Annotated in this window: 17 protein-coding genes and 1 pseudogene; 11 read left to right on the top strand and 7 right to left on the bottom strand. The window is 67.7% G+C overall.

Annotation, left to right across the window (positions count from 1 at the left end; translation table 11 throughout):
* Positions 1 to 19: 19 nt before the first annotated feature.
* The gene (locus IG65_RS0117835) at positions 20 to 1186 is read right to left on the bottom strand and encodes a thiolase family protein (RefSeq protein WP_030516057.1); all 1167 of its coding nucleotides are present in this window, start codon (positions 1184 to 1186) and stop codon (positions 20 to 22) included.
* Between the two features lie 221 nt (positions 1187 to 1407).
* Here IG65_RS0117835 and IG65_RS0117830 point away from each other — a divergent pair, with 221 nt between their 5' ends.
* The 4 genes and pseudogenes from IG65_RS0117830 (at position 1408) to IG65_RS34820 (ending at position 6828) form a co-directional block, all read left to right on the top strand.
* A complete protein-coding gene (locus IG65_RS0117830) occupies positions 1408 to 2922 on the top strand; it encodes a hypothetical protein (protein WP_030516056.1) in 1515 nt (504 codons plus the stop codon).
* A gap of 45 nt (positions 2923 to 2967) precedes the next feature.
* Positions 2968 to 3807 carry a DUF72 domain-containing protein gene (locus IG65_RS0117825; RefSeq protein WP_030516055.1) on the top strand — a complete coding sequence of 280 codons (840 nt, stop codon included), beginning with the start codon at positions 2968 to 2970 and terminating at the stop codon, positions 3805 to 3807.
* 99 nt (positions 3808 to 3906) lie between these two features.
* Positions 3907 to 4428 carry a MarR family winged helix-turn-helix transcriptional regulator gene (locus IG65_RS0117820; RefSeq protein WP_030516054.1) on the top strand — a complete coding sequence of 174 codons (522 nt, stop codon included), beginning with the start codon at positions 3907 to 3909 and terminating at the stop codon, positions 4426 to 4428.
* Between the two features lie 26 nt (positions 4429 to 4454).
* A pseudogene (locus IG65_RS34820) lies at positions 4455 to 6828 on the top strand (MFS transporter).
* Here the strand turns inward: IG65_RS34820 and IG65_RS35960 are convergent.
* Positions 6801 to 7277: a hypothetical protein gene (locus IG65_RS35960; protein ID WP_051756361.1), complete on the bottom strand. Its 477-nt coding sequence runs from the start codon at positions 7275 to 7277 to the stop codon at positions 6801 to 6803. The pseudogene IG65_RS34820 and the gene IG65_RS35960 overlap by 28 nt on opposite strands.
* Positions 7278 to 7664: 387 nt before the next feature.
* On the opposite strand from IG65_RS35960, the gene IG65_RS34815 reads away from it, so the two are divergent.
* The 3 genes from IG65_RS34815 to IG65_RS0117795 are packed head-to-tail and all read left to right on the top strand — an operon-like array spanning position 7665 to position 11118.
* Entirely contained in the window at positions 7665 to 8714 is a 1050-nt protein-coding gene (locus tag IG65_RS34815; RefSeq protein WP_036524955.1) for a helix-turn-helix transcriptional regulator, read from the top strand.
* Positions 8711 to 10114: an aminotransferase class I/II-fold pyridoxal phosphate-dependent enzyme gene (locus IG65_RS0117800; RefSeq protein WP_030516052.1), complete on the top strand. Its 1404-nt coding sequence runs from the start codon at positions 8711 to 8713 to the stop codon at positions 10112 to 10114. Before IG65_RS34815 ends, IG65_RS0117800 begins: the two co-directional genes overlap by 4 nt.
* Positions 10111 to 11118, top strand: a complete 1008-nt coding sequence (locus IG65_RS0117795) for a hypothetical protein (RefSeq protein ID WP_030516051.1) — start codon at positions 10111 to 10113, stop codon at positions 11116 to 11118. The genes IG65_RS0117800 and IG65_RS0117795 overlap by 4 nt, the downstream gene beginning before the upstream one ends.
* On the opposite strand, the gene lipB is transcribed toward IG65_RS0117795, so the two are convergent.
* From lipB to IG65_RS39135, 3 genes are all read right to left on the bottom strand, one after another.
* Positions 11076 to 11711, bottom strand: coding sequence for a lipoyl(octanoyl) transferase LipB (lipB, locus tag IG65_RS0117790; protein ID WP_030516050.1), 636 nt, complete (start codon positions 11709 to 11711; stop codon positions 11076 to 11078). The two genes, IG65_RS0117795 and lipB, sit on opposite strands and share 43 nt — an antisense overlap.
* 47 nt (positions 11712 to 11758) lie before the next feature.
* Entirely contained in the window at positions 11759 to 12988 is a 1230-nt protein-coding gene (locus IG65_RS0117785) for a DUF475 domain-containing protein (protein ID WP_081879556.1), read from the bottom strand.
* Positions 12989 to 13110: 122 nt separating this feature from the next.
* On the bottom strand, positions 13111 to 13605 hold the full coding sequence (locus IG65_RS39135) for a transglycosylase SLT domain-containing protein (RefSeq protein WP_051756357.1): 495 nt from the start codon (positions 13603 to 13605) through the stop codon (positions 13111 to 13113).
* A 451-nt stretch (positions 13606 to 14056) separates the two neighbouring features.
* Between IG65_RS39135 and IG65_RS0117775 the strand changes: the two genes are divergently transcribed.
* Genes IG65_RS0117775 through IG65_RS0117765 form a run of 3 tightly spaced genes read left to right on the top strand, consistent with a single transcriptional unit; the run spans position 14057 to position 17824 of the window.
* Positions 14057 to 14584 carry a MarR family winged helix-turn-helix transcriptional regulator gene (locus IG65_RS0117775; RefSeq protein WP_227462665.1) on the top strand — a complete coding sequence of 176 codons (528 nt, stop codon included), beginning with the start codon at positions 14057 to 14059 and terminating at the stop codon, positions 14582 to 14584.
* 28 nt (positions 14585 to 14612) lie between these two features.
* On the top strand, positions 14613 to 17006 hold the full coding sequence (locus tag IG65_RS0117770) for an MFS transporter (RefSeq protein WP_255359465.1): 2394 nt from the start codon (positions 14613 to 14615) through the stop codon (positions 17004 to 17006).
* Positions 17003 to 17824 (top strand): YceI family protein, encoded by an 822-nt coding sequence (locus tag IG65_RS0117765; RefSeq protein ID WP_030516045.1) that lies wholly within the window; start codon positions 17003 to 17005, stop codon positions 17822 to 17824. The genes IG65_RS0117770 and IG65_RS0117765 overlap by 4 nt, the downstream gene beginning before the upstream one ends.
* A 25-nt stretch (positions 17825 to 17849) precedes the next feature.
* Here IG65_RS0117765 and IG65_RS0117760 read toward each other — a convergent pair whose 3' ends face one another.
* Both IG65_RS0117760 and IG65_RS0117755 read right to left on the bottom strand, forming a co-directional pair.
* The gene (locus IG65_RS0117760) at positions 17850 to 18182 is read right to left on the bottom strand and encodes a hypothetical protein (RefSeq protein WP_030516044.1); all 333 of its coding nucleotides are present in this window, start codon (positions 18180 to 18182) and stop codon (positions 17850 to 17852) included.
* Positions 18183 to 18388: 206 nt separating this feature from the next.
* Positions 18389 to 19561: a CdaR family transcriptional regulator gene (locus IG65_RS0117755; protein WP_051756354.1), complete on the bottom strand. Its 1173-nt coding sequence runs from the start codon at positions 19559 to 19561 to the stop codon at positions 18389 to 18391.
* A gap of 166 nt (positions 19562 to 19727) precedes the next feature.
* Here IG65_RS0117755 and IG65_RS0117750 point away from each other — a divergent pair, with 166 nt between their 5' ends.
* Positions 19728 to 21272 (top strand): long-chain-fatty-acid--CoA ligase, encoded by a 1545-nt coding sequence (locus tag IG65_RS0117750; protein ID WP_030516042.1) that lies wholly within the window; start codon positions 19728 to 19730, stop codon positions 21270 to 21272.
* Position 21273 lies beyond the last annotated feature (1 nt).

The following is a 21273-nucleotide window of genomic DNA, read 5'->3' as shown; positions in this document are numbered from 1 at the left end:
CACGTGATCCGATCGATCCTCAGAGTCGTTCGATGACGGTGGCGTTGGCGAGACCACCGGCCTCGCACATGGTCATCAGGCCGTAGCGGCCGCCCGACTGTTCGAGGTGGTTGACCAGCGTCGCGAGGATGCGGACGCCCGAGGCGCCGAGCGGATGCCCCAGCGCGATGGCGCCGCCGCGGGGGTTCAGCTTGGCCGGGTCGGCGTTCAGTTCGTGCGACCACACCAGCGGGACCGGCGCGAAGGCCTCGTTCACCTCGCAGGCGTCGATGTCGTCGATCGACAGACCGCCGCGCGCCAGCGCTTTCCGGGTCGCGGGGACGACCGCGGTCAGCATCAGCAGCGGGTCGTCGCCGGTGACGGCGAAGGAATGGAAGCGGGCGCGCGGGCGCAGGCCGAGCGCGGCGGCCTTCTCCTCACTCATGATCAGGGCCGCGGAGGCGCCGTCGGTGAGCGGGGAGGAGTTGCCCGGCGTGATGGACCAGTCGATCTCGGGGAAGCGGGCCAGGTACTGGTCGTCGGCGAAGGCGGGACGCAGACCGGCCAGGCCCTCGACCGTGGTGGACGGGCGGATGGTCTCGTCGGCCTGCAGGGTTCCGGCCGCGACGATCTCGCGATCGAACCCGCCCGCAGCGGCGGTCTCGGCGGCCAGCCGGTGCGACCGGGCCGCGAATTCGTCCAGCGCGGCGCGGTCGAACTTCCACCGCGCGGCGATCACCTCGGCCGAAATACCCTGCTGCACAAGACCTTCGGGGTAGCGATGGGCGATCGGACCGCGATTGGCGTCGGCGCCCTGGCCGTTGGAGAACATCGGAACCCGCGACATCGACTCCACACCGCAGGCGATGGCGATGTCGTAGGCGCCGGCGATCACGCCCTGAGCGGCGAAGTGCGCGGCCTGCTGACTGGAGCCGCACTGGCGGTCCACGGTGGTAGCGGGGACGGCCTCCGGAAATCCGGCCGCGAGCACCGCCGTACGGGCGATGTTGAACGCCTGTTCCCCGCTCTGCGTCACGCAGCCCGCGATCACATCGTCGACCAGCGCCGGATCCAGGTCGTTGCGTGCGACCAGGTCGGACAGCACTCCGGCCAGCAGGGTGGCCGGGTGGACCTGGGACAGGCCGCCACCGGTTTTTCCCTTACCGGACGGGGTCCGGACGACATCGACGACGACTGCCGTGGTCATAGCCACTCCGATCGATCAAAGTTACTCGAGGTTCTGCTATAAGTTAACACCGATTCGCTTCTTTTCCGAGAGTCGGCCCGGTCTGCCGGCGGTCTGCGGTCCGGCGGCGGCGCGGCAAGCGGGCGTCGTCGGCTGCTGCGCGGTCCCCGGATGTGGCAGACTCGGCACGGCACGATGCGGCCGGTCGACGACCGTATGTGGAAGGTGATGCGGGAGTTGGGATGGCGAGTGCGCTGAGCGCGATCGAACAGCAGGTGGCCGACCACAGACGGGCCGCCGCTCAGGAACGATCGGCCGAGGCCGAACTGCGCCTGGCGACGTCGCTGTGCGAGCTGGCCAAGGCCTGCCTGGACACCAAGACCGAAGGCGCCGACCGCGACCGCGCGCCGGCCGCGCTGGAACCCGCCCAGGAGGCGGTGCTGATCCGGCTGCACTGGCTGACCGCCGGTCATGTGACCGCGCAATTCGCCGGGCAGGTCACCGAGGCGTTGCGACTGTTCGAACAGGCCGCCCGCACCATCGGCCATCGTGAACTGGCCACCGCGACCATCCGCCAGGCCTGCGACGCGTATCACCAAGTGGCGCAGAACTATCCGATGGCGGCCGGGGTGTGTGCCGACGGTCTGTCCAAATGCGGGGTGTGGCTGTGCCGGCTGGATCCCGAATCGGCGGTGGCGGCCAGTGCCGAGGCGGTGCGCATCCGCGCGGGCCTGTTCGCCGCCAATCCCGATCAGGCGGGCCGCTATCTGGCCAGCCTGAACATGCTGCTGCGCACCCTGATGATCGGCCGCGGGCGCAAACAGGCCCTGGCGATGTATCGCGAACGGTATTCCGCGTGGACCACGCCCGAGATGACCACGCGGTTGCGTGAGACCTCGATCGACGAACTCGAATTCACCAGCAAAACCCATGGCGCCCTGGTGAAATTGGAATGCCCGACGCTCGAGCGCGCCGGATATCTCACCCAGCAGCAGATCCTCTACCAAACCGCCGGCGATCTGACCACGATCGAGGAGATCAACTGGAAGCTCGGCCTGGTCGGGCTCAAACCCCTCGCCGCCGGTGCGCTGGCGGACCCGCCGTCCAAGCCCATGGAGATCGCCACCTCCTACGGTGCGTTGAGCGTGCGCTGCGCCGCCGCCGACGCGGTGGCCCGGGTGCGCGCGGCGGTGATCGAGGCCTATGCCGCCGACGGCGCGCATCCGGTGGACAGCAGCGCCTTCGCCGGGGTCGGCGAAACCCATTGGCATATGCCCGATCCCGTCCTCAACGCCGCTCCGAACCTCGGTGACGACGTGGTGCTGCTGCAGCGTGCGGGCAGCTGGGTGCATGTGCTGAGCCTGTTCTGGGAACTCGCGCCCACCGGGAAAAACCCGCTGGCGCTGCGGCTTTCGCGACAGTGGCCGGTGCTCGCGGTCAACACCATCGAGAATCTGACCTACGAATTGTGCTGGTACGCCGACGGTGCCGCGCGGCAGTTCGCCGCCCTGGGCCGCCCGGCCGGACAGGAGCCGCTGGATACTCCGCTGGCGCCGTTGGACTTCGCGATGCTCGCCGACTACGGCGCGGACTACGCCTCCGAAACCCAGGTCCGGGCGGCGTTCGGCAACTCCGGCATGTTCGCCAAGCTGACCAACCTGCCCGCCAGTGGAATCCGGCAGGCGGGGCAGGCGCGTGCCCTGGCCGATTACGGCGACCAGATCCTGTTCTTCCGTGGTGGCACGCGGGAGGACTGAGCTGCCCCGCGTTCCCTGTCACCGTGGGCGGTTACCGTCGACACCATGACACTCTCGGTCGGATGCGCGCAGTGGACCCACGAGGCGTGGCGCGCGTATCAGCCGGATTCGCGGCGGCGGCTGGGCGGTTATGCCCGGTACTGCACCGCGGTGGAGGGCAACACCACCTTCTACGCGACGCCGAGTCCGGCCACCGTGCGGTCGTGGGTCGAGCAGACGCGCGACGATTTCCGATTCGTGCTCAAGCTGCCGAGGACCATCACCCACGAACGCCGGATGCGCGGTGCGGAAACGGAATTGGCGGAATTCCTCCGCTCGGTCGAGCCGCTGGGGCCGCGCATCCACGCGCTCTGGGCGCAATTGCCGGCCTCGTTCGGGCCGGACGATCTCGGCGTGCTCGCCGGACTGCTGCAGCGCCTGCCGCGCCGGTACCGCTGCGCGGTCGAGGTGCGCCACCGCGCGTTCTTCGCCGATCCCGAGGCGGCCGACCGGCTGGAGTACGTGCTGGAACGGGTTGGCGCCGAATGGATTCCGTTCGACACCACCACCCTGTTCGCCGCACCACCGCGCAGCCCGGCTGAGTACGAGGCGAGCGCGAAGAAGCCGAGGCTGCCACGCCGTTTGCGCGCACTGACCGACTATCCGATCGTGCGGTATCACGGCAACGACGATGTCGAGGCGACCGTCGCCGGCTGGCGGCCGTGGCGCGACCTCGTCGTCGAGTGGTTGCGGGAAGGACGGTCGCCGACGGTATTCGTCCACACTCCCGACAATGCGGATTCGCTACCGCTGGCCCGGCGGTTCTACGATGACGTGCGGTCCGCCGGCGCGGAACTGCCGGCCCTCGTGGATCCGCCGCCGATCGAGCCGATGACCTTGTTCTGAACGAAATGAACCACCGCCGTACGCCGTCTGTATAGTTGGCGTCGGCAACTACTTGTACGCGCTAAGCAAGTCTGCAGATCTGGGAAAAGGGGACACCCGATGACCGCTGCCGGCCTTGACCGCACCGTCACTGCCACAGCGCTCGACGACGCCGATCGACTCGGCGCCCAATTGATCCGGTTCGTACGCGCGGTGAATCGCGCCAAGACGCAGCTGTCCAAGACCGGCCCGGACGGACTGGAGAAACTCGCCTACGCCATGCTCTTCTGTCTGGTTCACGACGGACCGCAGCGGACGGGCAAGCTGGCCGAGCAATTGCACGCCGAGATCTCTACCATCAGCCGGCAGACCAGATCTCTCGTGGCACACGGCCTGGTCGAGCGTCGCGCCGATCCGATCGACGGCCGGGCATGCGTACTGGCCGCGACCGACGAGGGTGTCCGGGTGTTCGCCGAGAATCGGCGCTTGCGCAACCTCTGGATCGCCGAGGTGATGGCCGATTGGCCCGCCGCGGACAGGTCCACGCTGATCGCATTGCTCGACCGGCTCAACTGCGGTATCGAATCAACCCCACCATCGACGGCCGAACCGAAACAGGGCTTTCGCATCGCCAGATTTTGACTATTTTGTCCGGTTTGTTGCTGGGGATGTTCTTGGCGGCGCTGGATCAGAATATTGTGAGTGTGGCGATTGTCCGGATCGCGAATAGTTTGCATGGTTTCGATCAGCAGGCGTGGGCGACGTAAGCCGTTTTATTTGCTGGCGATCGGTATTTTCGTGGTGGGGTCGGCGGCGTGTACGTTCGCGACGTCGATGTACGAGTTGGCTGCGTTCCGGGCGTTCCAGGGTTTGGGCGCCGGTGGCCTGATGTCCTTGGCGTTCACCATCATCGGCGATATCGTGCCCGCTCGCGAACGCGTGCGGTATCAAGGCTACTTCATGATGGTGTTCGGCACCGCGACGGTCGCCGGCCCGGTGCTCGGCGGCTTCTTCTCCGATTACGACACGTTGTGGGGTATCGACGGCTGGCGCTGGGTGTTCCTGGTGAACGTGCCGATCGGCGTGCTCGCGCTGGCCGTGGTCGCGAAGGTGCTCAACGTGCCGCACGAGCGGCAGCGGCATCGCGTGGACTGGTTCGGCGCGATCGCGCTGGCGATCTGTGTGGTGCCGTTGCTGATCGTCGCCGAACAGGGCCGCGGCTGGGGCTGGGAATCACCGCGGGCGCTGCTCTGCTACGGAATCGGCGCCGCCGGTCTGGTCTTGTTCCTCCTCGTGGAATTCCTGATGAAGGATGCCGCGCTGATTCCGTTGCGGCTGTTCCGGAATTCGACGTTCTCCATCACCATTCTGGGCGGTTTCATCGTCGGTATCGCGATGTTCGGCGCGATCAGTATGGTGCCGCTGTATCTGCAAGTGGTGCGTGGTTATTCGCCCACCAAGGCGGGATTGCTGATGCTGCCGCTGGTGCTGGGCATCATGATCGGCTCGCTGATCGCCGGGCAGATCACCAAGCTCACCGGCCGGTACAAGATCCTGCCCGTGCTGGGTACTTTCGTCATCGCGTGCGGGGCGGCGCTGTACGCGCAGGTGCATTACGACAGCCCGCTCTGGCAACCGCTGGTGTACAGCGCGGTCATCGGCTTCGGACTCGGTGGCTGTATGCAGACGTTGATCATCGCGGCGCAGAATGCCGGTCCGCGGTCGGATATGGGTGTGTCGACGGCGTCGGCGACCTTCTTCCGGCAGATGGGCGGCACGCTGGGCGTCGCGGTGTTCCTGACGATTCTGTTCAATCTGTTGCCGCACAAGATCATCGACGCCTTCGGTGGTGTGCTGCCACCCGGATTCGACGCCGGGAAACTCGACCAGTTGCAGGCCAACACCAGCGGCATCGCGGTGCTGCCGGCGCAGGTGCGCGATCCGATTCTCATCGGCTTCACCGAATCCCTGCACGGCGTCTTCTACGCCGCCGCCGGGGTGGCGTTGCTGGCCTGTGTGGTGCTGCTGTTCATGAAAGAGATTCCGCTGCAGGACAGTCCGACCCCACCGGCGCAACCGCAGCGCGCGGAGCCGGCACCGGATGAGCCGGCCGTGCTCGACCTCGACGCCGCGCCCGCCGGCGGCGCCGAGACGGCCGGGTCGGAGCCGGACGCCTGGGAGCGAGAGCGGTTGCGGGAGGACGACGAGGGAGCCGCCCGGCCGGAGCCGGCACCCGCCGGAACGGGGGCGCACCCCGCGTTCCCGGAGAGCGCCGGCGACGCGCCCCTGTCCGGACGCATTCACCGCGAAGACGGGCAACCGGTATCCGGCGCGGCGCTGACTCTGATCGACCAACGGGGACATCAGGTTTCCCGAGCCACGACCGACGGCGCGGGCGCCTACCGCCTGAGCGCGCCGGACCTCGGAAACCATGTGCTGATCGTTTCCGCCGAGGGGCATCAGCCCGCCGCGGTGAACGTCGCGATCGGTGCCGAGCCGCAGACGGCCGACCTCACGCTGTTAGGCGCCGGGGAGCTGTCCGGCATCGTCACCGAGGGCCCGGGCCGGCCCCTCGCGGGCGTGACCGTCACGCTGACCGATCGGCGGGGCGAGGTCGTCGGTGCGGCGGTGACCGGACCCGACGGCGCCTACGCCTGTCACGGCATCGTCGCCGGCACCTACACCCTGGTCGCGGTCGCCGGATATCGCAGGCCCGATGCCACGACGTTGACCGTGCCCGCGACCGGCATGCTGCGCTATGACATCGAGCTCGCGCCGACGGCGGTGCTGTCGGGCCGGGTGCGCTCCGAGCGCGGCCCGGTCGCCCATGCCCACGTCGCGGTGCTGGACTCGGGCGGCACGGTGGTGGCCGCCGCGTTGACGGACGGCGACGGTCGCTACCGGATCGACGATCTTCCCGCCGGGGACTACACGGTGGTGGGTCGCGGCTATCCGCCCGCCAGTGCGCGTGTCGCGGTCGACGGCGAGCGGATCGCCCACGACCTGCGGCTCTGCTACGACGGCGCCGCCGACAGATCGTGATCGGTATGCCGCGGCCGGTGCGGCGAGACCGGGGTGCGGTGGGCGTGCGGTAGGTGTGGGTGGCCTCGGACCGGGCCGTATTCCGTGGTGCTCGCCTCCCTGTCGCCCGGCCCGATATCCCCGGGCTCGATATCGCCCGGTCCGATTTCGCCGGATCGCAGGGCGGTGCGCTCGAGGACCCGGGCGCACAGCCGGATCACCGCCTCGTCCAGTGTGATGCCGAGTTCGGCGGCGTGCAGGGTGGCCATCTCGACGGCCCCGAGATCGTCCACGAAAGCTGGATCGGACAGGATCTCGTCGACGATCATGCCGCTCAGCGCCTGCTCCTGGGTCAGAAGCTCGCCGGGCAGCCAGCTCAGCAGCCACTGCCCGGGAAGTGAGGGCAGACGCTGGGCAGATTCCGGGGTGACATCGCTGGTCATCAACCAGTCGGTGATATGAAGCGTCATGGCATTCCCCTTCCACCAAGCCGGCCGCTGCGGCGGTCGTTGCCGCTCCGATAAACGGAGAGCCGGTGGCTATAGCTAAATGCTAAGGACGGCTTTCCGGGGCTGTCAACTAAGCATCTGTGCTTATCTGAGATATCTTCGGGACCTCAATGCCCATCTTGAATCAGATATGCCCAGCGAATATCCGCATTGATTACCAGTGGTGGGTATGAAGGGGTGAAAGTTGGCTTCGCGGAAGGAGTTCGGGCGCCTTGTGGCAGAATCCGCAGCGGGCCCAGCGCATTCGAGTTATCGACGAGCGGTGTTCGAGGTGCGTTCATCGGAGTAATGAAAAATTGATGTTTAGCTGATGATGCAATGGGCCACATGTGATTAGAATTCCGCATCGTGACACAATCTGACCCAGACGGTGGCGAACGGATCGGCGAACTGGTGCGCCGGCTCCGTATCGAGTCCGGTCTCACCCAGGCCGCGCTGGCCAAACAGGCGGACTGTTCACGCAGCCTCGTACAGCAGATCGAGAACGGCACCCGGGTGCCGCCGCTGCCGCTGCGGGAACGTTTGAGTTCGGCGCTGGGGCAGGAACTTCCGATGGACGGCGTCGCCGGCTCGTCCGAACCCGGCGGGCATTACGACCTGCGGATGCGTTTCAACGTGCTCCTCGGCAAGGATCCCGCGGTGGTGGATCGGGTGCTGACGATCGCCCAGACCGTGCTCGACGCCCGGGGTGCGCGCGAGGAGGTGGAGCCACTGCGCCTCATCGCCGCCCGCCAGCTCGAACGCGCGGAAGAGCTGCTGGCGCAGATACCTTCGCGCAGTGCGACGGTGTGGGAGTGGAATACGGTCAACGACTGGCTGACCATTCTGGAGCAGGCCGAGCAGTCCGTTCGCGCGATACACACCGCCGACCTGGGCACCATCGGTGGTGACGTCGGCGACGACTACCACGCCGCGATCGTGCGCCTCGCCGATTCGGTGCACGAGCCGCGAGTCACGGTGCGGCGCATGTACGTTCTGGATCGCATCGAAGATGTGTGGCCCTACGACGACAAGTTGTGGTGGCAGGCGCGCTCCGGTGTCGAGAGTGTGCTGGTCAAGCGTGAGCACGCGCGCAACGCGCAGAGCATGCTCGTCGTCGACGACCGATACGTCTGCGTAGGGGAATATGACTATTCGCGGCAGACCCGGGTCGCGACGCGTTTCTCGGTGCTCAAACATGATGTGGCATTCGCGGTCCGGCGCTTCGAGAAGCTCTACGACCTGCGGCGCATCGGTTCGGCGATCGTGGTCAACGATCTGCTGGCCGATCCCCGACTGGCCCGATTCGAGCGTCTGGGTGACGGCGAGGGACGGGAGCTGTTCCGCGAGACGCTCGTTCGAGCGTGGAACGAAATCCCGACGCCGGGCCAGGCGCCGCTGGAAACAGGGCGGCTGTGACGACCGGCCCCGGGCATGCCGAGCGCGCCGCCGCCGCGCTGATTCTGCGTTCGGAGGAGCGCAAGAAGGAACTGCGCCGGCAGCTGCCGGAGACCGTGCCGTTTCTCGGCCGATCCGGTCGCCGGTACCACGGTGTGCTGGACGCGTATCACGGCGAGACCGGATTCGAGATCGATCCGGCGGCGGCGCGCGCCCTGCGGCGGGCGTGGAACGATCTGGCGCCCCATCGGATCCGGCGCCGGGGCCTGCCGGACTACGACAAGCGGCAACCGCTGGAGTTGCGGGAGTCGGCCGCCGCCCACCTGTTCGACCGGCTGCACCGCCCCGCCGACGGAGTGGCCGGCGTCCGGGTCCGTCCCGAAGAGGTTGTCGTCTGCCCGTATTCGAGCATGCTGATGCTCGAGGAGGTGATCGCCACGGTGGTGCGGCCCGGCGGCGTGATCGTCTGTCCCGAGGGCTTCTACAAGAACTTCGCCACCCACATCGCGAAATTCGATGTACGAGTGGTGGTTCCGGAGGCGACGCCGGACGACTCGTTCCGGATCGATCCGATGGCACTGTCCCGCGAACTGGAACGGCACGGTGACGCCGTCTGTGCGGTGCTGCTCACGCTGCCGGGCAATCCCGTCGTCACGCGGTACTCCTCGGACGAATTGCGCGAACTGGCGGCGGTTCTGGTCGCCGCCGATGTTCCGGTGGTCTGCGATATGGCCTTCGACCGGATCGTCGGCGGGCACATTCCGCTCGCCGCGCTGGAGGTGCCGACCGCGCAGGGCCCGGTCCGGCTGTACGACCGGATGGTGACCGTCACCGGTAATTCCAAGGGCTACAACGCCTTCGGCCCGTGCAAGCTCGGCGCGGCCTGCTCCGGGGACTCGCGGTGGCTGGAGCGTATCCGGGCGCGACTCACGATCGCTTTTCAGCGTGAGAGTACGCATCTGGTGCGTGCGGTGCTGGACCATACGCCCGACGCGTATTTCGAGCACAACCGCAAGCTGGTGCGCGAACAGTTCGACACCGCCTTGGAGCGGATCGCGGCGATCAACGCCGAATTCGGATCGAACACACTGCGGCCGTTGGGGTCCGGGGCCAGCATGTTCCTGTCCGTGGTCGCCGATTCCGCCCTCTTGGACGCGGCCGGGGTGGGCGACAGCGCCGCATTGGAGGATCTGCTGCTGGCCGGCGCGGGAATCGACAGCGTCGCGCTGGGCCGCACCGGATCACCGCGGCGGGGTGTGCGGCTCAACGTCCTCGCGCCCCGGCACGGCCCCGGCACCGAGTCCCGGGAGTTGATCGACGAACTGTTCGATCGGCTCGGCGGGCTCGTCGCCGACCTCGCTGGTGGTGCCACCTACCGCGACATCCTGCGTCGGCGCGGTATCGCGGAGCCACCGGCGTGATCGTCGGCGTGCTGCGCGAAACCGCCGCCCGGGAACGGCGGGTGGCGCTGACACCGGACGGTGTGCGATGCCTGACCGCGGCGGGGATGCGAGTCGTCGTGGAGGCGAATGCCGGGCGGGCGGCGGGCTTCGGCGACGCGGCCTACCGGTCCGCGGGGGCTGCCGTCGCGGTGGATCCGGTCACCGTGGTCGCGGCCTGCGATGTGCTGGCGTGGGTGAAGCCGACGACCCACGACCTGCGCACGATGTCGCGACGGCCGCACCTCACGCTGATCGGCTTCCAGGACCCGCTGCGGCGAGCCCCGCAGATCGCCGAGCTGCGTGAATTGGGCGTGGAATCGATTGCGTTCGAACTCTTTTCGCACGAGTCCGGTGATCTGGACGCGCTCTCGGCGATGAGCCGGATCGCCGGCAGCGTGGCCTATCTCGCGGGCCGGCGGCTGGTGCCGCGCACCGTGCACCGGCCGATCCGCTCACTGATCCTGGGGTGCGGCCAGGCGGGACTGTCCGCCGTCGCGGCGGCAGCCGCCTGCGGGGCCGAACCGCCGGTGGTGCTGGGGCGCCGGCCCGAACTGCGGCAGGCCCTGGATGCGCAGGGCCCCAATGTTTTTCACTGGTCCGGTGAGGTCGACGCCGCCTGGGTCCTGGAGCGGATCCGCGCGGACAAACCGGATCTGGTCTTCTGCGCCGCGGTGCGCCGTGGACAACGGGCGCCGCTGCTGGTCGACCGGACCGCACTCGACGCGCTCGGGGACGGTGCGGTCGTGGTCGACCTGACCGCCAAGGCCGGTGGCAACTGCGCGGCGACCGTCACCGACGCGACCGTGGTGCTGGGCAACGGCGTCGTGGTGACCCACCGCTCGAACTATCCGGCGCGCCGACCGGCCCCGGCCAGCCGGGCCTACAGCGCGGCGGTAACCGCGTCGATACTGCGACTGGCGGACTCCGGGCTGCCGGAGGCTCAGACGGCCTCGAACGCCTCCGCCACGATCGGCCGGACCTGATCCATTCGCGCGCCCGGCTGTTCGCGCCGCACCGACGTCATATCCACATCGGGCAGTCCGCAGGCGACGGCCCACTGCCATGGCTCCAGATCGCCGTCGACGTTCAGCGCGAATCCGTGACTGGTGACGCCGCGGCTCTGCCGCATGCCGATGGAGACGATCTTGCGGCCGGTCTCGACGGTCCACACGCCGGTGAGCAGCTCCGAACCCGGCGGGGTGTCGCGGCGTTGCGCCCGGATGCCCAGCCGGTCGAGTGCGGCGACCAGGCGGTGCTCGACCTCGCGGATGTAGTCCACCACGCCCTCGCCGTCCCCGAGTTTCACCACGAGATATCCGACCAGCTGTCCCGGGCCGTGATAGGTGAGCTGCCCGCCGCGGGTGGTCTCGACCACCGGAATCCCGTGGTCGGGGTCAGGGAGATGCGCACTCGGCGTCCGGCGCCCGATCGTATAGACCTGCGGGTGGCTCAGCAGCCACAACGTATCCGGTCGTTCATCGCGCTGGCGCTGTTCCACCAGTTCGGCCATGCGCTCCATGGCCTTGTCGTAGTCGACGAGTTCGTCCTGGATCAGTGTCAGCGGCCGCGACCTCATGCTCCGAGAATACGACCGGGGTCGACAGCGAACTCGCGCAGTAGTCGTCAGAACGCTTCGGTATTCAGCTTGTCCCGCGGCGGCAGCGCGTCGCCGGGCAGCGTGACCCGATCGATGGGGAACCCGGCGTCGAGGCTGGACAGCTTGCCGGTGTCGCCGCGCAGCGTCAGTTCGTCCCCGCCGAGGGACAGATGCTCCAGCTCGGTCTCGGTGGCGGCGGGCGCCGGGTGGCGCCGGTTGTGGACGATGCTGCTGAGGTAGGCCGCGGCGATGATCCCCACTCCCAGCAGGCCGGTGACCACCTCGTTCAGATGGTGGCCGGTGGAGACCAGCAGGATCGCCGCGAGCGCGCCGATCGCCCAGTGCGCACCGTGTTCGAGGTAGATGTACTCGGCCAAGGTGCCGCGCCGGACCAGGTAGACGGTGATCGAACGGACGAACATGGCGCCGATCAGACCCAGTCCCAAGGCGATGACGATCGGATCCGCACTGATGGCGAAGGCGCCGATCACGCCGTCGAAGGAGAACGAGGCGTCCAGCACTTCCAGATAGATGAAGCCGAAGAAGGCGGCGCGCCCGGTCAGAACGGCGGCGCGCGAGGGGCCCTGGCCGGGCTGCTCGTTCTCGAAATGCGCGCCGAGACCGTCGACGAGGAAGTAGGTGGCCATGCCCAGAGCGCCGGAGACCATGACGACGTCGGCCTTGTTGTTGGGGGCGAGCACACCGGCGGTGAGCACCAACGCGATCAGCGCGATCACCACCGTGAACATCGAGAACCGCCCGATCCGCGCCAGCGGTCGCTCCAGCCAGCTCAGCCAGGTGACCTCACGCTGGGTGCAGATGTAGTTCAGGAACAGCAGCAGCAGGAACATGCCGCCGAAGGCGGCGATCTTCGGATTGGCGTCGTTGAGCAGCGTCTCGTAACTGGGCCGGCCGTCCGGGAAGAACGGCGCGCCGCCGGCGGGAGGGTTCATCGCCAGCCGCAGCGCCTCGATCGGGTCCAGATGCGCCCCGATCGCGACCACCACCAGTGGGAACACCAGGCGCATACCGAAGACCGCGATCACCATGCCCACGGTCAGGAAGATGCGCTGCCAGAACGCGCTCATCCGCTGCAGGACACTGGCATTGACCACCGCGTTGTCGAACGACAGTGATACCTCGAGAACGCCGAGGGCCGCGACCAGCACCACGGCCTCCGGCCCGCCGTACAGCAGCGCGACGACTAGAGACGCCGCGGCAACCAGGAACGACAGGGCGAAAACTCGCACGAACATGCCGATGCCTTTCGTCAATTCGACACCCGCGGGGGGTATGACCTCGCGGGTTACAGCATTCAGAGTGCTCGCAACCCTGCCTTCGATTGTGACAGTTGAAGTGGTCCGGCGACAATCGAGAGCTAGTACCAGTGGTGGGACTGCCAGAACGCCCAGGCTCCGTCGGGGCTGCCGTACCGCTCGACCATGTAGTCGTAGGTCCAGCGGATCTGGGTCACCGGGTTGATCATCCAGTCCACCCCGTGCGAGGCCATCCGCTCCGGCGGCAACGCCTGCCCGAGACCGTAGGCGCCCGATTCCGGATTGACCGCGAACGGATTCCAGCTGCTCTCGTGCGTGATCACGTTGTCGAACGACGGGAACTGCGGAGCCGGGACGATCGTCAGGGCGACCGTCTTCATCGGCAGGCCCAGCAGCAGACCCGCGGTGGCGGAACCGGAGGATCCCGCCGAACCCGAGGCCGAACCGGATGCCGATCCGGAGGTGTCGGCGCACGCGGGCCCGCAGTCGGCGCCGGCCGTCGCGGCGAGGGCCACCGGGGCGCCGACCAGCCACAGCGCGCAGAATGCGGCGAGAGCGGCGCGGCGAAGCTGAGGCGCCGGTGTCGTCTCGGTCACAATTTGGCCTGCGGTCCGAGTGGGGTCGAAAGATGGCGGCGAGGTTGCCGAGTCGATCGGCGCTGCGAAGGCGGCCGGAAAATGCGTTGCGGAATCCGCGGTGTTCGGGGTCTGATTTGTCGGCTGGGCCGGAATTCGGGCGGGCTCGATTGGCGCAGACATGGTCAGCTCGGTCCTTCCGCGTCGACTTGCCGATCGATCAGAGTCGGAAATGCGACAGTTCGAGCAAACCATCGGTAATCCCGGGATGTCCGGATTGCGCTCGGCGTGTCCGGTCCGGCGTTCCCGGGTGTGGGCCGGGGTACGTGCGAGTGGGTTCCGAACGTATGTATAGTTGGCCTCAGCAACTAGTTGTACATGCTAATCAAATGCGTCGTGGGGAGAAGGAAGCTCGGTCATGGTCGTCGATGCCCGTGATCCCCGTGTGAGCACGCGGGCCGAAGGCGGTAGCTTGCGTAACCATGTAGGCCCTGGCGAACACGGCATCGAACACAGCGCCGGCGTCACCGAACAGGATGTGGCCGATCGACTCGGCGGCCAGCTGATCCGGTTGATGCGGGCGATCGGCAGAACCAAATCGCACATAGCCAAGTACGGTCCGGACGGTCTGGAGCGATCGGCCTATTCTGTACTGTTCTGCCTGGTCCACGACGGTCCGCAGCGGACGGGGAAGCTGGCGGACACCCTGCATACCGAAACATCGACCATCAGCAGGCAGACTCGATCGCTGGTGGCACACGGCCTGGTGGAACGCCGGGCCGACCCCGTGGACGGCCGGGCCTGCGTGCTGGCGCCCACCGCCGAGGGGGTGCGGGTTTTCGAGGAGAACCGTCGAAACCGCAACCGCTGGCTGGCCGAGGTGATGGCCGAGTGGCCCGCCGACGAACGGGCCAGATTGACCGATCTCCTCGAGCTGCTCGTCAGCGGCATCGAGGAATCCACAGCCGAAAAATCCACTGCAACAGCCGATTCGAATTAGGGCTTATATACACATTAAGCCGTTTTATTTGCTGGCGATCGGTATTTTCGTGGTGGGGTCGGCGGCGTGTACGTTCGCGACGTCGATGTACGAGTTGGCTGCGTTCCGGGCGTTTCAGGGTCTGGGCGCCGGTGGCCTGATGTCGCTGGCCATGACCATCGTGGGCGATATCGTCCCGCCGCGTGAACGGGCCCGCTACCAGGGCTATTTCATGATGGTCTTCGGCACTTCGACCGTGCTCGGCCCGGTGCTCGGGGGTCTGTTCTCCGATTACGACACGTTGTGGGGTATCGACGGCTGGCGCTGGGTGTTCCTGGTGAACGTGCCGATCGGCGTGGTCGCGCTCGCGGTCGTGGCCAAGGTGCTCAACGTCCCGCATCAGCGGCAGAAGTTGAATGTCGACTGGTGGGGTGCGATCGCGCTGGCGATCTGTGTGGTGCCGTTGCTGATCGTGGCCGAACAGGGCCGCACCTGGGGCTGGGGCTCCGGCGATTCGGTGATCTGCTACGCCGTCGGCGCGGTGGGCCTGGTGCTGTTCATCGGGGTGGAGTACCTGATGAAGGACTCCGCGCTGATTCCGCTGCGGCTGTTCAAGAACTCCACTTTCTCGGTGGTGATGATCGGCGGTTTCATCGTCGGTATCGCGATGTTCGGCGCGATCAGCATGGTTCCGCTGTATCTCCAGGTGGTACGCGGCTATTCACCGACCGAGGCGGGTCTGCTGATGCTGCCCCTGGTGCTGGGCATCATGATCGGCTCGATGATCTCCGGCCAGGTCGTCAAGCGCACCGGCCGCTACAAGATCCTGCCGGTGGTCGGCACCTTCCTGGTGACCGTGGGCGCGCTGCTCTACGCCCAGTTGCACTTCGACAGCGCGATGTGGCAGGTGCTCGCGATCGGCGCGCTGGTCGGTCTGGGCCTGGGCTGCTGTATGCAGACGTTGATCATCGCGGCGCAGAATGCCGGTCCGCGGTCGGATATGGGTGTGTCGACGGCGTCGGCGACCTTCTTCCGGCAAGTCGGCGGCACGCTGGGCGTCGCGGTGTTCCTGACGATTCTGTTCAATCTGTTGCCGCACAAGATCACCGATGCCTTCGGCGGTCACCTGCCGCCCGGACTGGACGCCGGCAAGCTGAACCAGTTGCAGGCCAACACCGCCGGAATCGGCGCGCTGCCGCAGCAGATCAAGGATCCGATCCTGATCGGATTCACCAACTCGATGCACGGCGTCTTCTACGCCGCGGCGGGCGTGGCCCTGCTGGCCTGCATCGTCATGATGTTCATGAAAGAGATTCCGCTGCAGGATGCTTCGGCGCCCGCCCCGGCGCCGAAGGATCCGGTCGAGGCGGCCGAAGCCGAATGGGCCGAGAACCAGGTGTGGGAGGGTGCCGCCCAGGCGCTCTCCGAGCCCGAACCGGTTCTCGCCGCCGCGGCGGCGGGTCGGCACGCCGCGGCCAACGGGCACGAATCACATCGAATTGCGGAGGTTTCGGCGATGACAAACACTCCTGTCGTCAACTCCCACGGCAGCGGCCACGCCATCGGCGGGCAGGTGCAGCGGGCCGACGGCCGACCGGTCGCGGGCGCCGCGCTGACACTGATCGACCAACGCGGACACCAGGTTTCGCGTTCGACCGGCGACAGCGGCGGGCGCTACTCGATCGAGCCGCCCGGCGCGGGCAACTACGTGCTGATCGTCTCCGCGAACGGTCACCAGCCCGCCGCGGTCAATGTCACCGCCGACGGCCGCACTCAGCGCCTCGACCTGACCCTGCAGGGTTCGGGCGAGCTGTCGGGCACGGTCCGGACCACTGCGACGGGTCAGCCGCTGGCCGGTGCGACCGTCACCCTCACCGATCTGCGTGGTGAAGTGGTGGGCGCGGCCGTCACCGACGAGTCCGGCAACTACCTCTGCCACGGTGTGGTCTCGGGGACCTACACCCTGGTCGCGGTGGCCGAACACATGCGCCCGAGCGCGACCGCGCTGGTCGTGCCCGACAGTGGCCTGCTGCACCACGACATCGAGCTCTCGCCGATGGCGGTGCTGACCGGAACCGTGCTCGCCGATGGCGGTGCGGTGCCGGACGCGGAGGTCACGGTGCTGGATCGCTCCGGAACCCCGATCGGGACCACTCGCACCGACGAGAACGGGCAGTATGTACTGACCGACCTCAGCGAGGGTGAGTACACGGTGGTCGCGCGCGGATATCCGCCGGTGACCAGCCGGGTCGCCGTCGGCGGCGGCGAGGTCGAGCACGATGTCCGGCTGGGTTACGACGACGGTGACGAGGGCGAGCGCCCGGTCGCCGGGCCCACCGGAGTCGCCGGCACCAACGGTGCCGCGACGAACGGAGAACGGAACGGGGTCCGGCACAATGGTGTCGAGCCCAGTGGTGTCGATCAGAACACGGAGCTGTCATGAGCGGTTTGACCGCACAGGTTCGCAATTCCGATGGCTGGCCGGTGCCGGGTGCGCTGCTGACCGTGACCGATCTGAACGGTCGTCAGCTCGCCCGTGCGGTGGCCGACGAAACCGGGGCCGCGGCGACCGAGCCGCTGCCCGCCGGTATGCACACCGCGGTGGTGACCGCCCCCGGTTATCAGCCGGTGGCGCAGATCGCGCGGATATCGGCTTCCGGCAGCGGGCAATTGGGTGCGGTGGCGTTGCAGTCGGAGGCGAACTCCCTCGGCACGCCGGCACCCGGCCCGTGGACCATCGACCCGGTGCATTCCACGGTCGTGGCCACCGCCCGCCACCTCGGTATCGCGAGTATCAAGGCGCGGTTCGCCGAGGTCGGCGGCCGGCTGGACGTGGCCCGGAACTTCGAGCAGACAACGGGTTTCGCCGAGATCAAGGCGGCCAGCATCGACACCGGAATCGGGATGCGCGACGACCATCTGCGCTCGGCCGACTTCCTCGATGTCGAGAGCTACCCGCTGATCGGATTCACCGGAACCGGATTGCGGCGCACCGGCGCCGACACCTGGGTGATGCCCGGTGAACTGGAGTTGCACGGTCAGCGCCGCCCGGTGGAGCTGGACCTGACCTACGGCGGGTCGGGACCCGATCCGTGGGGCGGGGTCCGCGCCGCATTCCATGCCGAGACCCATTTGCACCGCAACGATTTCGCGATCGACTACAACGCCGTCGTGCGCGCCGGTGTGGCCGCGGTGGGCACCACGGTGAAGATCGAGCTGGATATCGAACTGGTGCAGGGAGATTCGCTGCCGCAGATGTAGCGGCGGGCTGGGCCGGTGCGACCGGTCAGCTCGCGTGGCGTTCCGGGGCGACCCAGATGTGCTGCACCACGGGGAATTCCGTGGTGTCGGCGCTGGGGTCGACCTCGACGTCCGCATCGAACTCCGGATACCAATGTGTCATGCCCGCAAGGGAATCCGCCGCATCGGGGATGTCCAGTTGCAGCTCGATGGTGTCGGTGAACGGGTCGATCGCCGCGGCGTGACGGGCCGGTTCCGGCGCGGCGTGGCGCGGGCGAAACCGTAGCCGATCGATGAAGTCATCGACGGAGGTGTATCCGGCCTCGTAGATCTCGGCCAGCAATCGTTCGGCGGGCGACGGGGCGTGGAATCCGCGCATACTGTCCCTCGACTTATCGATGTTTCACACTACGGTGTTGTTCAGGGGCGATGGGGGCTGTCGGGGACGCAGCCCCCACCTGACCTGATGTTGCGACAGCGGGACGCTGTGGGCATGGCAACCCGCTCTGCAAGCCCCGAGCTATCGAGGCAGTCAGAGCCTAAGCCACCCCGGAGCAACCGCACGGCATTTCGGGGGAAACTTCACTAATTCGCAGACGCGAAATTCGTTGCGCCAGGCCGTACCAGACGGTCGTATTGAATCGCCCACCACACCTGCGCACCCGTGTGCGCCCGGCGCAGATCGCACCCGGTCAGCTCCTCGAAACGGCCGATGCGATAGCGGACCGTGTTGGGATGCACGATCAGTCGCTGTGCGGTCGCCTCGATGCGCATGCCGGTATCGAGATACGCCGTCACGGTGTCGATCAGCGTCGCGGCCGATCCGCTGCTGCCCAGCGGCGCGAGATAGCGACGCACGAGTTCGGCGCCGAGTTCGGGATCGGCGGCGACGCCCGGAAGCAGCCCGAGACTGTCGAATTCACAGGTCCCGGTATGGCCGAGCGCCGCCGCCGTGGCCAGGGCGCGGCCCGCCAGCCGAAACGACCGCGGGGCCTCGGCGAGCGGGCGCGGTGGTCCGAACGCCAGCAGTGCCGCACCCGGAATGTGGATCGTGCGATCGGTGAACCCGGCATAGTCGCCGTCGATCACGGTGCGGAAGGCGTAATCCGCGCCCTGGGGTCGCAGCAGACGGTCGAATTCGGTCGGCGGCGCCGCGTCGGCGCGGGCGCGGAAGGCGCGATAGTCGGCGTCGGGGCGCAGGCCGTAGCGCTGAATGCCCAATGTCAGCTCGGTGGCAGAAATCGTGCCCGCCAGCACGGCCCGCGTGAATTCCGCGCGCTGGATGCGGTCGTGCCCGGCCCGGGTGCGCTCGACCTCGTGGTGGGCGTCGGAGAACGAGGCCGTCGCATCGTCGACCAATTCGAGCAGAGCACGGGTGATCTCGAGCAGCACCGCGTCGTCGGCGCCGCATTCGGCCGCCACCGCGCTCAGCGTCTCGAGATGCAGGCGTTCGGCCAGGCGCCAGGCGCGTAGCAGCGCCTCCATGGACACCGCCTGCGTGGCGCGGATCCGGCCGTAATCGGTCAGCCGGGTGCCTTCGGACGATTCGACATCGGCCGTACCGGCGAGGGAGGCGAACAGCCGGTCCATGATCGCCATCGTCGTCGGCAGCAGATCGGCCGCATCGATCGTGCGGTAATCCGGAATCTCGGCGCGGGCCCGGTCGACGATGCGGGCGGCGAGGGCGTCGCGCTCGGCCCGCATCCGCGCCAGCAAGCGTTGCCGCGGGGCACTCGAGGACTCGGACGACTCATTCATGACAGGCCCGAGAATACGACGCGAATTTGGAGAAACCAACAAATCGCCGCCCCCGAACTTCGACACGGAATCCATGGTCGCTCGCGATGTGGTGTACGACACTCGACGGTATTCGTCCGGCCGAGACCCCGCCGGAGCGAAGCGAAGGCCGATATTAAGGACGCGCATGTATCTCACTCAGGGCCTGCACCGGGCCGTTCAGCAGAACCCCGACGGGGTCATGTCGATCTGCGGCGATCGTGTTCGCACCTTCGCCGAGGGCGCCGACCGGGTCGCGCGGCTCGCCGCGGCGTTGCGGCAGCTGGGTGTGGGCGAGGGTGATCGGGTCGCGATTCTGGCGCTCAACAGTGATCGGTATCTGGAGTACGTGCTGGCCGTGCCGTGGGCCGGGGCAGCGCTCAATCCGGTCAACATTCGCTGGAGTCCGGCGGAAATCGCTTATTCGCTGGAGGATTCCGAGACGGCGGTCCTGCTGGTCGACGACACCTTCGCCGCGATGGTGCCCGCGCTGCGGGCGGCCGCGCCGGTGCTGCGCACCGTGATCCACTGCGGTGACGGTCCCGCGCCCGACGGCATGCTGTCGTACGAGGAACTGATCGCGGGCGCGGACCCCGTCGAGGATGCTCGCCGCGGCGGTGACGCACCGGCCGGAATCTTCTATACCGGCGGGACCACCGGTCACCCCAAGGGGGTGGTGCTCAGCCATGCAGGACTACAGATCTCGGGGCTGGGCAGTCTGTCCACCGGATATCTGGCGCAACCCGGCGCTCGCTATCTGCACGCCGCCCCGATGTTCCACCTCGCCGATCTGGCCGGCTGTGTCACCCAGATCATGATGGGTGGCGCGCAGGTGATGGTTCCGGCCTTCGATCCGGTCGCGGTGATGAAAGCGATTGCCGATCATCAGGTTACGGATACGCTGCTGGTGCCGGTGATGATCCAGATGATCGTCGACCACCCGCGGGTGCGCGACTTCGATCTGTCCAGTGTGCGCGGCATCGTCTACGGGGCCTCGCCGATCGCGCAGGCCGTCCTCGAGCGTGCTATGCGGGCGTTCCCGCAGGCCCGCTTCGCCCAGGCCTACGGAATGACCGAATTGTCGCCCGTGGCAACACTTCTCGGCCCCGAGGACCACCTGGCCGGCCGGTTGCGTTCGGCGGGCCGCGCGGCCCCGCACGCCGAGGTGCGCATCGCCGATGCCGAGGACAACGAGGTGCCGCGCGGCACGGTCGGCGAGATCCTGGTCCGCGGCGGGCATGTGATGCTCGGTTACTGGAACCGGCCCGAGGAGACCGCGGCGGCGCTGCGGGGCGGCTGGATGCACACCGGCGACGGCGGCTACATGGACGACGAGGGTTACGTCTACATCGTCGACCGGATGAAGGACATGATCGTCAGCGGTGGCGAGAACGTGTACTCCGCCGAGGTGGAGAACGCCGTCTCCGGACATCCGTCGGTGGCGGCGTGTGCGGTGATCGGTGTCCCGGACGAGGAGTGGGGCGAGCGGGTGCACGCGGTGATCGTGTGCCATCCCGGCGCCACGGTCACGGTCGAGGAGATCCGCGACCACGCCAAGCAATCGATCGCCGGCTACAAGACCCCGCGCACCATCGAGCTGGTCGACGCCCTGCCGGTCTCCGGTGCGGGCAAGATTCTCAAACGCGAACTGCGCAAACAGTATTGGGGCGATTCGGAGCGACAGATCCACTGAG

This window comes from Nocardia sp. NRRL WC-3656 (assembly GCF_000720265.1).
Taxonomy (GTDB): domain Bacteria; phylum Actinomycetota; class Actinomycetes; order Mycobacteriales; family Mycobacteriaceae; genus Nocardia; species Nocardia nova.
The sequence above is the reverse complement of the archived record's forward strand: the minus strand, read 5'-3'. Positions and strand labels throughout refer to the sequence as shown.